Annotated in this window: 14 protein-coding genes; all 14 read left to right on the top strand. The window is 36.7% G+C overall.

Going from position 1 to position 14,887, the window contains the following annotated elements:
- Positions 1–37: 37 nt before the first annotated feature.
- Positions 38–1,990: an asparagine synthase-related protein gene (locus DFO72_RS24965; protein WP_113884991.1), complete on the top strand. Its 1,953-nt coding sequence runs from the start codon at positions 38–40 to the stop codon at positions 1,988–1,990.
- A 15-nt stretch (positions 1,991–2,005) separates the two neighbouring features.
- Positions 2,006–2,185, top strand: a complete 180-nt coding sequence (locus tag DFO72_RS30770) for a paeninodin family lasso peptide (RefSeq protein ID WP_113884990.1) — start codon at positions 2,006–2,008, stop codon at positions 2,183–2,185.
- A 94-nt stretch (positions 2,186–2,279) separates the two neighbouring features.
- Positions 2,280–3,203: an aldolase gene (locus DFO72_RS24955; RefSeq protein WP_113884989.1), complete on the top strand. Its 924-nt coding sequence runs from the start codon at positions 2,280–2,282 to the stop codon at positions 3,201–3,203.
- Between the two features lie 7 nt (positions 3,204–3,210).
- Positions 3,211–3,504, top strand: a complete 294-nt coding sequence (locus DFO72_RS24950; protein ID WP_113884988.1) for a lasso peptide biosynthesis PqqD family chaperone — start codon at positions 3,211–3,213, stop codon at positions 3,502–3,504.
- Between the two features lie 27 nt (positions 3,505–3,531).
- A complete protein-coding gene (locus tag DFO72_RS24945; RefSeq protein ID WP_113884987.1) occupies positions 3,532–3,993 on the top strand; it encodes a lasso peptide biosynthesis B2 protein in 462 nt (153 codons plus the stop codon).
- A 12-nt stretch (positions 3,994–4,005) separates the two neighbouring features.
- Positions 4,006–5,184, top strand: a complete 1,179-nt coding sequence (locus DFO72_RS24940; RefSeq protein ID WP_113884986.1) for a nucleotidyltransferase domain-containing protein — start codon at positions 4,006–4,008, stop codon at positions 5,182–5,184.
- 10 nt (positions 5,185–5,194) lie between these two features.
- Positions 5,195–6,988, top strand: coding sequence for an ABC transporter ATP-binding protein (locus DFO72_RS24935; RefSeq protein WP_113884985.1), 1,794 nt, complete (start codon positions 5,195–5,197; stop codon positions 6,986–6,988).
- A gap of 180 nt (positions 6,989–7,168) precedes the next feature.
- The gene (locus DFO72_RS24930) at positions 7,169–7,894 is read left to right on the top strand and encodes a YveK family protein (protein WP_113884984.1); all 726 of its coding nucleotides are present in this window, start codon (positions 7,169–7,171) and stop codon (positions 7,892–7,894) included.
- On the top strand, positions 7,881–8,543 hold the full coding sequence (locus DFO72_RS24925; protein WP_113884983.1) for a CpsD/CapB family tyrosine-protein kinase: 663 nt from the start codon (positions 7,881–7,883) through the stop codon (positions 8,541–8,543). The genes DFO72_RS24930 and DFO72_RS24925 overlap by 14 nt, the downstream gene beginning before the upstream one ends.
- Before the next feature lie 453 nt (positions 8,544–8,996).
- Complete coding sequence (locus tag DFO72_RS24920; protein ID WP_113884982.1) at positions 8,997–10,826, top strand: nucleoside-diphosphate sugar epimerase/dehydratase; 1,830 nt, start codon at positions 8,997–8,999, stop codon at positions 10,824–10,826.
- Between the two features lie 17 nt (positions 10,827–10,843).
- On the top strand, positions 10,844–11,725 hold the full coding sequence (gene galU / locus DFO72_RS24915) for a UTP--glucose-1-phosphate uridylyltransferase GalU (RefSeq protein WP_113884981.1): 882 nt from the start codon (positions 10,844–10,846) through the stop codon (positions 11,723–11,725).
- Positions 11,726–11,735: 10 nt separating this feature from the next.
- Positions 11,736–12,887, top strand: a complete 1,152-nt coding sequence (locus DFO72_RS24910; protein WP_113884980.1) for a glycosyltransferase family 4 protein — start codon at positions 11,736–11,738, stop codon at positions 12,885–12,887.
- Positions 12,872–13,981: a glycosyltransferase family 1 protein gene (locus tag DFO72_RS24905; protein WP_113884979.1), complete on the top strand. Its 1,110-nt coding sequence runs from the start codon at positions 12,872–12,874 to the stop codon at positions 13,979–13,981. Before DFO72_RS24910 ends, DFO72_RS24905 begins: the two co-directional genes overlap by 16 nt.
- Positions 13,982–13,986: 5 nt before the next feature.
- Entirely contained in the window at positions 13,987–14,877 is an 891-nt protein-coding gene (locus DFO72_RS24900) for a glycosyltransferase family 2 protein (protein ID WP_113884978.1), read from the top strand.
- Positions 14,878–14,887 lie beyond the last annotated feature (10 nt).

The raw sequence follows: 14,887 nt of genomic DNA, 5'->3' as shown, positions 1-14,887 counted from the left end.
ATTAATACATAGAAAAAGACAGAAGGGAGGGAAGTTAATGAGTGCAATTTTAGGAACATACCATTTTAAAGATGACTCTAACCATATAGAAGATTGTAATAAAATGATGAACTACCTGGAAAGCTTTCCTTATGATGATAAGGGTGTTTGGCAAAGTGAGCGTCTATTTTTCGGCTGTCATAATCAATGGATATCACCTGAATCAGTAGGGGGACATTTGCCCTCCTATGATTCTGAACACCAGTTAGTTATTACTTCTGATGCCATAATAGACAATCGGAATGATTTATTTGAAAGGTTGCAGGTTAGTTATTCAGAGAGAAAGTCTATATCAGATAGTAAGCTTATTCTTCTGGCGTATTTGAAATGGGGCAAAGATTCTCCCAAATATTTGATAGGTGATTTTGCTTTTATGATTTGGGATGAAAGAAAACAATTACTTTTTGGAGCAAGAGACTTCTCCGGTTCCCGCACTTTATATTATTACAACGATCCCTCCCGGTTTGTGTTTTGCACCATTATAGAACCAATGTTCAGGTTGCCATATATCAGAAAAAGAATAAATGAAGAGTGGCTTGCAGAGTTTCTTGTAATTCCTACAATGGTTGAAAGTACGGATATACACAAAACCGTCTACAAGAATATTAATCAGTTGCCGCCTGCACATACGATAATAATAGATAAAGATAAAATTGCACTTGAGCGATATTGGAATTTAGGTTCTTTAAACACCTTAAAATTAAAGTCAGACAGCGAATATGAAGAAGCTTTTCGTGATGTATTTAATATTGCTGTGTCTGAAAAGCTGCGAACTCACGGTAAAGTTGGATCACATTTAAGCGGAGGGCTTGATTCAGGAACAGTTGTCAGTTTTGCATCAAAGGCTTTAAAAAATGAAAATAAACAATTATATACGTACAGTTATATACCAGAAGATGATTTTACAGATTGGACGCCTAATTATTATTTGGCAGATGAGAGGGTTTTTATAAAAGAAACCGTCAACCACGTGGGAAATATCAAAGACCATTATTTGAATTTTCAAGGTAAGAATCCTTTACTGGAAGTAGATGATTTTCTGGCGTTAATGGAGATGCCATATAAATTTTTTGAAAATGCCTTCTGGCTTAAAGGCATTAACGAAACAGCCCACAGTCAAGGTGTAAAAGTATTGTTAAATGGTTCAAGAGGTAATCACTCAATCTCATGGGGGTCGTGGAGGTTAACAATTGATTATTATGCTTCCCTCTTAAAAAAGCTTAAACTTCTTCAACTCAATCAAGAGTTGAATTCGTATTGCAGAATTTTTAGAACTGGTAAAAAAACTATGCTCCCGATTGTTGCCAAAAATGCCTTTCCACGTGCTAGCCGTATGTTTGTAAGAAATGGAGTATCAGATTATTGCTTTCCCTCTTATATTAATGAAGATTTTGCGGTGAAAACTAATGTTTACGATAGACTGCAGCAGAGGGAGGCATATATTTCAGGGGATTTTAAAGGGGATCTTAATCAATACAGAAAAGAACATTATGACCAGCTTTATTATTGGATAAAAAGCGGAACTGCAACAACTAAATTGTCCCTAAGATACTCCTTATGGGACCGGGATCCGACAAACGATTTGCGTGTGATAAATTTTTGTTTGTCATTACCAGAAGAACAGTATGTAAAAAACGGTATGGAACGATCATTTTTAAGAAGAGCCACAAAAAATTTTCTTCCTGAAAAAGTAAGGCTTAATCATAATATTCGTGGGATTCAAGGTGCAGATGCGATACATAGGATGAGTTCTAAATGGTCATGTTTTGTAGATGAACTTATCCACATAAAAAAAGATTCAATGATGTCTGAAATCTTAAATCTAGAAGTGGTCAATAAAGCAATTGAAAACATAAAAGGTCAACCTGATCCTAATTATGTATGGACTGATGATTTTAAATTGTTAACACGTAGTTTAATCGTTTCTCGGTTCCTAAGGACTTTTAGTTGAAAGGAGGTGAAAAGTATGAAGAAACAGTGGAAATCACCCATGTTGGAAATTCTTGATATTAGTATGACCATGAATGGTCCAGGAAATGCCAACCCAGACTGTTTTGATGTATCTGAAGGAAGACATGAAACTCACGAGGGTCAATCAAATGCTAGTTGCTTGCCTGGAGATATTGGGGGTAGCTTCGAAAGTTAGCTCTTTGCTAAATCTAGTGTAACGTAGCTTCCCTCGTACCCCAATGTATGGGGAAGCTTGAAATAAAATTTCCAAATGGAACTTCGGAGGACTTATGTTAAATACTTTAAACAAGGTTGCTTATAAAGCATTCGGTTTAAATATGATTAGTGAAATTTCTTTACCTGAATTACCTATGATTTCGGATGAAAAGACTAAAATTGATATCTTAATAAAGTTAGGCAATTTAAAAGAAAAATGGATGCGTTTATCTGAATCTAACCGTTATTTAATAGTGGAAAATAATGAAGTATATTTTCAGGTACCTAATACAGCTACTTATCTTATCAAAAACGGGAATACCATACTAGTTGATCCAATGGAAGGTTCTGATTTAGATCACCTTCGCCTTTACTTACTTGGCACTTGCATGGGCGCACTATTAATGCAGAGAAAGATACTCCCTTTACATGGGAGTGCTGTAGCTATTAACGGAAAAGCATATGCGATAGTAGGAGATTCAGGTGCTGGTAAATCAACACTTGCTTCGGCTTTTTTAAGAAAAGGTTACCAACTCCTCAGTGATGATGTAATTCCTGTATACCTCTCCGATCATAATATCCCGATTGTCCCCCCGGCTTATCCGCAGCAAAAGCTTTGGCAGGAAAGCTTGGATGCATTTGGAATGAAGACGAATTCCTATAGGCCCATTTTTGATAGAGAGACAAAATTCGCTATACCAGTCATTTCTCAATTTTCTTCATGCTCATTGCCTTTAGGAGGAGTGTTTGAACTGGTTAAAACTCTAAATAATGAGATTTCAATAAGTCCAATTTCAAACTTGGAGCGCTTGCACACTTTGTTTTATCATACGTATCGAAACTTTTTAATTCCAAGGCTTGATCTTATGAACTGGCATTTTCAACTGACAGCACAAATAGCCAATCAAATCAAACTCTTTCAAATTCAGAGACCAGTTGAGCGGTTTACTGCAAATGATTTAACCGCTTTGATTTTAGAACAAATAAATAAGGAGTGAAGAATACATGATTACAAATCAAAAAATCTCTTTAAGTAATAAACTTTCCCAAGTGGAAGGCATAATTGTCAGCGATATGGGTGGAGAGAAAGTAATGTTAAGCATTGCGAAAGGGAAGTACTTCAATTTGGGTGAAATGGGCGGAGAAATTTGGGATTTAATGAAGGAGGCAATTGAAGTAAAACAAATAATTTCAGTTTTAGAATCCATTTATCAGGTTGACCAGGAAGAATGTGAAGAGCAAGTTCTTACCTTTCTAAGTCAGTTGTTTGATCAGGAATTGATTAAAATTAATGACTAGTATTCTAATTGTATTGGAGAAAGGATTATAAGATTTATGCATAAATTAATAACATTTTTATCAATGGAAAGACAATCTAAATTTCTATTGATTGAAGCGTTTCTATTGTTAGCATGGGCTCGTATTCTTAAAATGTTGCCTTTTTCTAAAGTGGCTCCTTCATTAGGTAAGCATATGACAGAGACTTCTAAAAATTATACTGATTCTACTATAGAGCAAATAAAGAAAGTCTCTCATGCTATACATATAATGAGCAGGTATACCTTCTGGGAGAGCCAGTGCCTTGTCAAAGCTATTGCAGGTATGAAGATGCTTGAAAAGAGAGGGGTTGATAGTACTCTTTATCTTGGAACTGCAAGAGATGAAACGGGCAAATTGATTGCACATGCATGGCTGAGAAGTGGTCCTTTTTATATTTCCGGATCAGAAGGGATGGAAAAGTTTACTGTAGTAAGTATGTTTGCTAAACGGGCAAAAGCAATCCGGTAGAAGGGAAAAAATATGTATAAAAATATTGAGATTAATATAACCAAAATCCCCAGAGAATTAATGCTAATACTCGAAATCATTAAAAGTGAAGAGAATGATATGAGTTTCAGTGATTATCTGCATGAGATAAACTGGGATTCATTTCTCCAGCTAGCTCTTCACCATCGCCTCTATCCGGTATTATATACAAAGCTTCTTAAAAACGAAAAAAAGTTAGTTCCTGAATGGATACTTCAGAGTCTGAAACAGCACTTTAGGAAAAATACATTCAAGATGCTTTACTTATGCGGAGAAATGGAGCAGCTCAGTAAAGTATTTACAGAGCATAAAATACGATCCCTTTTTCTAAAAGGTCCCATCCTTGCTGCAGATTTATATGGAGACATTTCACAGCGAACATGTGGTGATTTAGATATTCTTATACCAATAGAAGACTTGGATAAAGCAAATCAGTTGCTTGAAAAAATCGGATATAAAAAAGATGAATACATTAAGTCTCTATTAAATGACTGGAAGTGGAGACATCATCACTTTACTTATTATCACCCCATAAAAAATACTAAAATCGAAATCCATTGGAGACTTAATCCAGCTCCCGGGAAAGAACCAGGTTTTAATGAATTGTGGGACAGAAAAAGAAAAACAACGATTACTGGATTCCCCTCCTATTATCTTGGTAATGAAGATTTATTCTTTTTTCTTGTAACACATGGGGCACGTCATGGCTGGTCAAGATTGCGCTGGCTTCTTGATATCCATCAAATGGTGAAAACTGAATTGAAATGGGAAACTTTAATTGAGTTATTTAAAAAGCATCAAAGTCTCCATATTGGAGGGCAAGCTCTAATACTTTCGGCAAATCTAATGGGATCTCACTTAGACAAGAAGATGAAATCGTTAATAAACGGAAAGCTTCCAATAAAGCTTGCAAGTGAATCCATTTTTTATGTTGAAAGAATGGTCAATTTGCATACTGACCCGGTACCAAGGGAAATTTCAGAATTCCATGCAAAGCACTTGTTTTCATTAATGAGCTTTCAGCAAAAAGTAGTATATTTATTAAGTTTTCTTCACCCGTATTATGCAGATGCAGAAACCCTGCCCTTACCAAACAGACTTCATTTTTTATATTATCCGCTTCGGCCGGTACTGTGGGTTTTTAGAAAAACAAGGAAACATGCTTTACCTTAGGAGGATTTAGATGAAACCAGTTTTATATTTTTTTAGGCAACTTTACTGTTATTCAGGAAAAAAACTATATCTTAACCTTTTGGGCATGGTTTTAATTAGTTTCCTTGATGGAGTCGGACTGTTACTTCTTATACCGATTATTAATTTTAGCGGGATCGCAAGTTTTGAAGGAGAAAATGTCTGGTTTGCTAGCACATTTGCTTTTTTAAATACTGTTCCAGCAATGGTTGGGCTCACAGTCATCCTTGGAGCTTTTTTAATCGTTAACCTTTTCCAAAATCTTCTCCAGCGTTATATAACAATACAAAATGTGAAAATTCAGCATGGATTTGCCCGATATTTAAGGTTAGAAATTTATAGAGACTTACTTCAAGCTAACTGGGGATTTTATATTAAAAGAAGAAAAACAGACTTGATCAACACTATTACAGCAGAATTAGCCCGTGTAAGTGCGGGAACAAATACCTTCTTGCAATTTATTACCTCAATTATTTTTACAATTATACAAATCGGCATTGCCTTCATGTTGTCACCATCCATTACTATGTTTGTATTAGTAAGTGGATTTATTTTAGCTTTATTCTCCAGAGGATTTATTAAGAGATCACGCATGCTTGGCAGCAGAACTTCTGAAAATGGCAAGATTTTTTTGGCAGGTATTACTGATAATTTTAACGGAATTAAGGATATTAAAAGCAATGCTTTGGAACAGTCCAGAATGGATTGGTTTAAGTCTATCTCACAAAAAATGTATGTGGAACAAATGGAATATATCAGGTTAAAAACCGCTTCACAGTTTTATTACAAAGTAGCATCTTCAGTACTTATTTCTATTTTCATTTTTTTATCAGTAAACTTTTATAATGCCAAATCAGCTCAACTAATGCTAATTGTTATTATTTTTACGAGGTTATGGCCCAGAGTGACTGGAATACAGTCGGGGCTGGAGCAGATCGCAACAACCATTCCCGCATTAAAAGCTGTTATTAACTTAAAAAATGATTCACGCGCAGCCAGAGAGATATTTCAATTGGAATCTATAAATATAAAGCCATTAACGATAAATAAGGGAATTGAGTGCAGAGATGTCATGTTCAGATATAATTTGAATGAAAATATCTATGCCTTAAAGAATGTTAATGCAATCTTTCCTTCAAACCAAACGACTGCCGTTGTTGGCAAGTCAGGAGCAGGCAAAAGCACTTTAATTGATTTAATAATGGGTCTTAATCAACCGGAAGCAGGAATGCTATTTATTGATGGGAAACCTTTAACAAAAGATAACTTATTAGCATTAAGAAGTTCTATAAGCTATGTTCCTCAGGATCCGTTTTTATTTAATACAACCATTAGAGAGAATCTGTTATTAATTAAACCTGATGCTACAGAGAAAGAGATATGGGAAGCATTGCAGTTTGCTGCAGCAGATTTTGTATGCAAACTTCCTGAAGGTCTGGATACACTTATAGGCGACAGAGGGATTAGACTATCCGGCGGAGAAAGACAGCGCCTTGTGCTGGCCAGGGCAATATTGAGAAAACCAGCTATCCTCGTGTTAGATGAGGCAACTAGTGCATTGGATACTGAAAACGAAGCAAAAATCCAAGAAGCACTTGAGAGGTTAAATGGTGAAATGACGATTATTGTTATTGCGCATCGATTATCAACCATAAGAAATGCAGATCAGGTAATGGTCCTCGATAAAGGGGAAATTATTCAGAAGGGTGAATTTGTCCATTTAGCTAGGGATCATAAGGGTGTATTTAGCAGCCTTCTTGGGAAACAAATAGAAACCGCATTATGATTTTTCAGAAATATTCGATATTGGTATTGACTTGTTCTTTATAGAGAACTAAAATAGGGATATGATATAAATCTCCTATTAATTATGGTGTAAAACCTATAAAAATTGTTATCAAAAAAATTTTTTGATCTAATAGTTCTTTATTCAGAACACTTAAATCATATCAATAAGGTGGTTTTTATGAATCATTTTCAAGATCAAAGAGTAGCTAAAGAAATAAATCTAAAAGATTTGTTTAGGGTAATTAAAAAACGTTTTTGGATTGTAATTGTTTTTGCTGTTCTAGCAACAGCAGCTGGGTGGTTTTATAGCAATGCTAACAAGACAGTTCCATTATATGAAACTTCGACAAATATCATAATAAACGCTGAGACGGGTTATCGAAATACTCTACAGGTAATTATTAAAGACACAATAGTATTGGAAAAAGTAATTAGGGAACTGGAACTTGAGAGGTCTCCAAGTTCACTTGCTGGCAGTATTAATGTCGGCAGTATTGATGATACCCAGGTTGTAAAAATCACTGTCACTGATACCAATCCAACGAGAGCTGCGGATATTGCCAATACAACTGCCAAAGTATTTATTGAAGAAATTCCCAACATAATGGGATTCGAAGATGTGAGAGTTTTGTCAGAAGCAAAAATAAATCTGATACCAATTAATGAAGATAATCAAAATAAAATTATTATTGCTGCTTTCATCTTTGGGATTATTGCAGGGATCGGTTTAATCTTCTTAATTGACTCTCTTGATGATTCAATTAAATCTGAAAAGGATATTGAATCTGTACTCGGCATCCAAGTGTTGGGAAGCGTTTCAAAAATAAATAAAAAGAATGTAAACAAAAGAAAGAACAGACAAACAAAATTAGAGTTCAGAGGTGAAACGATTGGTTTTAAGTAAAAGAAAATCAGAATCAGCCGTTAGGAAACGGAATTTGATTGCCTACACGAACCCTGAATCGATCATTTCTGAACAATATCGGACTATACGAACAAATCTCTATTTTATTAACGGAGAGAGAAAAAGCAATACTCTGCTGATAACTTCACCAGGAAAATGGGAAGGGAAGTCTACGACAGCTTCCAATATTGCCGTGTCAATGGCCCAGCAAAAAGAAAAGGTTCTCCTTATTGATGGGAGTTTAAGAAACCCAAGTGTGCATCATATTTTTAAGACAGCCAATAATACCGGTTTAACAGATATTCTGACAGGAAAGGTCAGCTTTGAAGAAACAGTTCTATCTTCAGAAATTGGCAGTCTGGATATTCTAACAAGCGGCACAATCCCTTTTAATCCTGCTGAATTACTTGCATCAGAAATGATGAAACAGCTGCTGCAAAAAGTAAGCTCCCTTTACGACATCATTTTAATCGACTCTCCCCCAGTACTTGAAGTAACAGATACAAAAATCCTCGCCAATTTAAGTAATGGTGTTGTTCTCGTAGTTAGGAAGGACAAAACAAAAATGGAAAGTGCTATCGAGTCAAGAAAAGTCTTAGAGTATGCAAAATCAAAGATTGTCGGAGTTATTTTAAATGAGAAAAACTAGTAAAAAAGTAGTATGTTCAGCTAGGAGCTGACATATTTTTTTAAAAGGTATTGTTCGTTATTTAGAATGAAATGTTCTTTAACGTGGTGATGTCTCCTTACCCTTATCAATGGAGGCACTCGGTCATGCTGTGGGTTGAAAGACCTTAGACGCCGGTCGTCGAGAGTGTGATGTGAGGAGGGGTTGAATGCCCAAATTATTAATAAAAATCTTCATAATAAGGTTTGGTCTAAACCCTATTATGAAGGTTTTTATTATTTATCAAAGGAGATGCAGGAATGAAAGAGATTGATAAATTTCCAAAGTCCATCTAGAAGGCTGTCAGATACATAAAACAAGATGCTACTAGAAGAACAGTTGGAAGAGATCAGGAAGCTGGTTGAGTACGCCATACAGCGAAGAAATATAACGCTTGAATAAATGCAAACGAAAATCAAGTAAAGGAGGGAAAATATGTCATATCGACAAAGACTGTCGCTGTTTATTTTGGCTGATTCTTTTATTGTTCTGTCTGCCATTTACTTGGGACGATTTTTAGTAGATGCCAGCATTTATGTGATTACTTTACCTGTTTTAATTAGCTCCATCGGCATTATAGTAAGTCATCATTTATTTTCATTTAAATTTAAAATCTATCATAAAGCATGGGAGTATGCCAGTATTGGTGAATTAATCATCATTTTTAAAGTGGTTAGCTTATCCATTTTGACAGCAGTCCTGATCCAGCAAATACTGCTGCAGGAAATTTACTACAGGCTCCTGGCTGTAACCTGGCTGCTGCAAATGCTTCTTATTGGTGGATCAAGATTCTGCTGGAGAATTTATCGCGACAATTACTTAATAAAAAATAATAACAAAAAAAGGACTCTCATAATTGGCGCTGGTTCAGCCGGAACGATGGTAGCGAGGCAGTTATTAAAAAATAATGAAGCCGAACTGCATCCAATTGCTTTTATTGATGATGACCGCAGAAAGGATCAATTGCATATTCTAGGGTTACCTGTTGTCGGCGATATAACGCAAATACCTGAAACAGTAATTAAATTAGGTATTGAAAACATCATCATCGCCATTCCATCACTAAGCAGAAAAGAGTTAAGTTTGATTTTTAAGGAATGTGCTAAAACGAAAGCAAAAACCCAAATATTGCCGATGCTGGAGGACCTGGTGACAGGAAAAATATCTGTTAGTGCTTTCCGGGATGTAAAGGTTGAGGACCTTCTGGGAAGGAGTCCGGTTGATTTGGATATAGAATCTATATCTGAATATGTAACGAACAAAACAGTTTTGGTGACAGGTGCAGGCGGATCAATTGGCTCTGAAATCTGCCGGCAAATATCACAATTTAAACCGCAAAGACTGGTGCTTTTGGGACATGGCGAAAATAGCATCTATTCAATTGAACTTGAATTAAAAGAGAAATTCAGCCATCTGCCGATCGAGTTTCTGACTGAAATAGCCGATTTGCAGGACGCAAAAAAAATGATGTCTGTAATGAGTACGTACCGGCCTGATGTGGTATATCATGCTGCCGCCCACAAGCATGTGCCTCTTATGGAGAGAAATCCCGAAGAAGCGGTTAAGAACAATATTATTGGCACCAGAAATGTCGCAGAAGCGGCTAGCTGGCATGGAGTGAAGACCTTTGTCATGGTCTCTACGGATAAAGCGGTTAATCCAACAAGTGTCATGGGAGCTTCGAAGCGTCTCGCTGAAATGATTGTTCAAAATATGGATCAAAACAGTGAAACGAAATTTGTTGCTGTCCGATTCGGCAATGTCCTGGGATCACGAGGCAGTGTTATTCCCCTATTTAAAAAGCAAATCGAAAAAGGTGGACCGGTAACTGTCACACATCCCGATATGGTTCGCTATTTTATGACCATTCCCGAGGCATCAAGATTAGTCATACAGGCAGGTGCTTTAGCAAGAGGAGGGGAAATATTTGTGCTGGATATGGGAGATCCAGTAAAAATAGTAGATCTTGCAAGAAACTTAATCAAATTATCTGGTCATTCTATTGAAGAGATTGGGATAAAGTTTACTGGCATCAGACCCGGAGAGAAGCTTTTTGAGGAATTGCTGAAGGACGATGAAGTAAATGACAAGCAGGTATATCCAAACATTTATATTGGAAAAACGGCAAATCTTTATCTCGAGGATATAGATGAAATCATACAAACCTATCATACCCTTGATAAGGGAGCTTTAAGAGAAACACTTATTAATCTGGCAAACAACAAAGCAGCAATGCCTGAGCCGGTTATGTCAATTTCAAGTTAAGAAAGGTGGATTATATAATGAAGAAAGTAAGAAAAGCCATAATTCCTGCAGCAGGTTTAGGAACGAGATTTTTGCCTGCTACAAAAGCCATGCCCAAGGAAATGCTGCCAATCGTTGATAAGCCAACAATTCAATACATAATAGAGGAAGCCATAGAAGCAGGCATTGAAGATATCATTATTGTAACCGGAAAAGGAAAAAGGGCCATTGAAGACCACTTTGACCATTCCTTTGAATTAGAGCAAAACCTACTGGAAAAAGGAAAGCTTGAGTTATTAAATGAAGTGCAGAAGTCATCACAGATGGCGGATATCCATTACATTCGCCAAAAGGAGCCAAAGGGGTTGGGCCACGCCATATGGTGCGCACGCAAATTCATTGGAAACGAGCCTTTTGCAGTTTTACTAGGTGATGATATCGTGCAAGCCGAAAAGCCTTGTCTAAAGCAAATGATTGAACAATACGAGAGATACAATGCATCAATCCTTGGAGTCCAGCAGGTTGCAAATGAGGAAGTTTCCAGATACGGAATTGTGGATGGAAACGAAATTGGGAATCGCTTTTACAGTGTTAACAGTCTAGTAGAAAAGCCAAAGCAGGAGGAAGCCCCGTCCAATCTGGCGATTATGGGAAGGTATATTTTAAACCCCAGAATTTTTGACATATTATGTGAACAAAAACCAGGAGCGGGTGGGGAAATTCAATTAACGGATGCCATTGCTGGCTTGAATTTGCATGAAGCGGTTTACGCGTATGACTTTGAAGGTGTTAGATATGACGTCGGCGAAAAAATGGGCTTTATTCAAACAACGATTGAGTTTGCTTTAAAGCGAGGCGAACTAAGGAAAGATCTATTAGATTATCTATCAGCTGTACTTGATAGACAATTAATTAAATAGGCAGGTGCTTATGAAAAAAAAGGTGCTATTTTGTGCTACGGTTGATTATCACTTTAAAGCTTTCCATCTACCTATTTTAAAATGGTTTAAGGAACAGGGCTGGGAAGTTCACGTGGCAGCTGCAGGTGAGTTATACCTACCTTATGTAGATCAGAAATTTAATATACCTATTCAAAGATCTCCTTTCAATAAGAAAAACATTGGGGCGTATAAACAATTAAAGGCAATTATAGATGAAAACCAGTATAAAATCATCCATTGCCACACTCCGATGGGCGGTGTATTGGCCAGATTGGCTGCAGGATCAGCCAGAAGGTATGGTACAAAGGTCATTTATACAGCACATGGATTCCACTTTTGCAAAGGTGCACCTTTATTAAATTGGCTAATCTATTATCCTATTGAAAGGTCGCTGTCCCACCTAACTGACTGTCTCATTACGATTAATAAAGAGGATTATCAACTTTCTGTAAAACATGGATTTAAGGCAAAACAGATAGAGCATGTCCATGGAGTTGGAGTGGATACAGAAAGATTTTCCCGAATAGAAGGATTTCACAAATCAGTTTTAAGAGCAGAGCATCATTATGATCAAGATGCTTTTTTGCTGTTTTATGCAGCTGAATTTAACCGTAATAAGAATCAGCAGTTACTGATTAAAGCGATGGCATTGATAAAAGAACAAGTTCCCAGTGCTAAGCTGCTTTTAGCAGGTGAAGGAGTTTTATTGGAAGGCTGCAGACAGCTTGCGAAGAAACTTGGAGTAGAAGATATGGTTCATTTCCTAGGTTTCAGGAAAGATGTGGAACAGCTAGTAAAAATGAGTGATCTTGCTGTTGCTTCAAGTTTGCGGGAAGGCCTTCCCGTTAACATAATGGAGGCAATGGCTTGCGGCCTCCCAATAATAGCTGTGGATAACAGAGGTCATCGGGAACTGGTGCAAAATGATAAAAATGGCTGGCTCATTGGCAGAAATGATCTAGAACTGGCAGATAGAATTATGGCTCTTGCCAAGAACAATAATTTAAGAAGGCAGCTAGGCTTACAAAGCCGAAGAATTATTTTAGAAAAATACAGTTTGAATAGAACACTAAACGAACAAAAAGTGTTGTATGCAAAACTCATGGATGAGATGGAGGTGGTTCAGTGGGCAGTCCATTAAGGGTATTACATGTAGTTGTTAATATGAATCGGGGCGGAGCTGAGACCCTGATTATGAATTTATACCGCAATATCGACCGTTCCAAGGTGCAATTTGATTTCCTGACATGTAAACCAGGTGTCTTTGATGATGAAATCAGACAAATGGGGGGGGAGATTCATAGAATTCCTTATGTATCAGAAGTTGGGCATTTTAAATATATGAGGGAATTGGATCAATTCTTTTCTGGACATAAAGATTATAAGATCGTTCATTCACATATGGATAAGATGAGCGGAATCGTTTTAAGATCAGCCAAAAAAGCAGGATTACCTATTCGAATTTCGCATAGCCACAATACACAAAGTGAGGGAGGGTTGCCTGCAAGGACCTATAAATGGATGGTAGGAAAACTCATTATTCCGAACTCAACAAGTTTTTTTGCTTGCTCTAATTATGCTGCTAAATGGTTATTCGATAAGAAATCCGGACTTACTAGGATTTTAAAAAATGGAATAGAGTATGATAAATTCTCTTATTCTTCTGATGTGAGGGAACAAGTACGGGAAGAGTTAAAGCTAAATCAAAATAATTTTGTCTTAGGTCATGTTGGCAGGTTTGCTCATCAAAAGAACCATTCGTTTCTTATTGATGTTTTTGCGGATTTTTACAAGGTAAATGAAAATGCTGTTTTGCTGCTGGTTGGAGATGGGCCATTGCGGAAAGAAATTGAAAAAAAAGTTAGCGGCTTACATTTAGATAAAAAGGTTAAGTTTTTGGGAGTGCGAAGTGATATCAATCGGATTCTACAAGGGCTGGATGTATTTGTTTTTCCATCGTTGCACGAGGGTTTGCCGGTTTCGTTAATTGAAGCACAAGGTGCCGGACTGCCTTGTTTTATTTCAGACCAGGTTTCACCAGAAGTTGATCTGGGGATGAACTTAGTTGAATTCGTTTCCATAAACGAAAAGTCTCTTTGGGCAGATAAACTGGAAAGATTGGCTTTATCAGATACTTCAAGAAGAAGCTTCAGAGAGCCTTTTAAAGCTAAGGGATATGATATAACAGCAACTGCACTTGAAATTGAAGCCTTTTATTTAACGGTAGCGGGGTGAATAGAATGAAGAAAAAGTTAACTGTATTTACACCCACTTATAACCGTGCCTATTGTCTTGATAAATGCTATCAAAGTCTAATCCGCCAAACCAGCAAGGACTTTATCTGGCTTATCATTGATGATGGGTCTACAGATCATACTCAAAAATTAGTAAATGGATGGATAAAGGAAAATGAAATTGAAATCAAATATGTTTGGCAGGAAAACCAGGGAATGCATGGAGCCCACAACACCGCGTATGAGCTTATTGATACTGAACTAAATGTCTGCATAGACTCTGATGATTATATGCCTGTTGATGCTGTTGAAAAAATTAATTCATTCTGGGAACAATATGGCAGTGAAAAAGTAAGTGGAATGATTGGTTTGGATACAAATACAGATTATGAAGTTATTGGCACTAGAATGCCTGATCATTTAGAGAGGTCTACATTGTTTGATCTTTATAATAAGCATGGTGTTAAAGGTGATAAAAAGCTGGTGTATCGTACGGATTTAACAAAACAATACCCCTACCCTATTTTCCTGAATGAAAAATATGTTGGGCTGGCTTACAAGTATTATATGCTTGATCAGCAATATGAAATGCTTCTCATGAATGAAGTACTATGCTGTGTAGAGTATCTTCCAGATGGTTCATCTTTGAATATGTTAAACCAATATCGGAGAAATCCAAGGGGCTTTGCCTTTTATCGGAAAGAGTTAATGAAGCTCCCATTCACCAGCCTTTCGTTCAAGTTTAGGCAGGCCATCCATTATGTGTCCAGCAGCTTATTAATAAATAATAAGAGGTTTATAGCTGAAGCTCCAAATAAAACTTTTACTTTCTTAGCCGTTCCTTTTGGATTGCTGCTTTATTTCTATATCAAATCAAAAACAGAGGCTGTAACCTAACAATTATGAA

Origin of the sequence: Cytobacillus oceanisediminis, from assembly GCF_004366035.1 — a bacterium.
In the GTDB taxonomy this organism is placed as follows: domain Bacteria; phylum Bacillota; class Bacilli; order Bacillales; family Cytobacillaceae; genus Cytobacillus; species Cytobacillus oceanisediminis_C.
The sequence above is the reverse complement of the archived record's forward strand: the minus strand, read 5'-3'. Positions and strand labels throughout refer to the sequence as shown.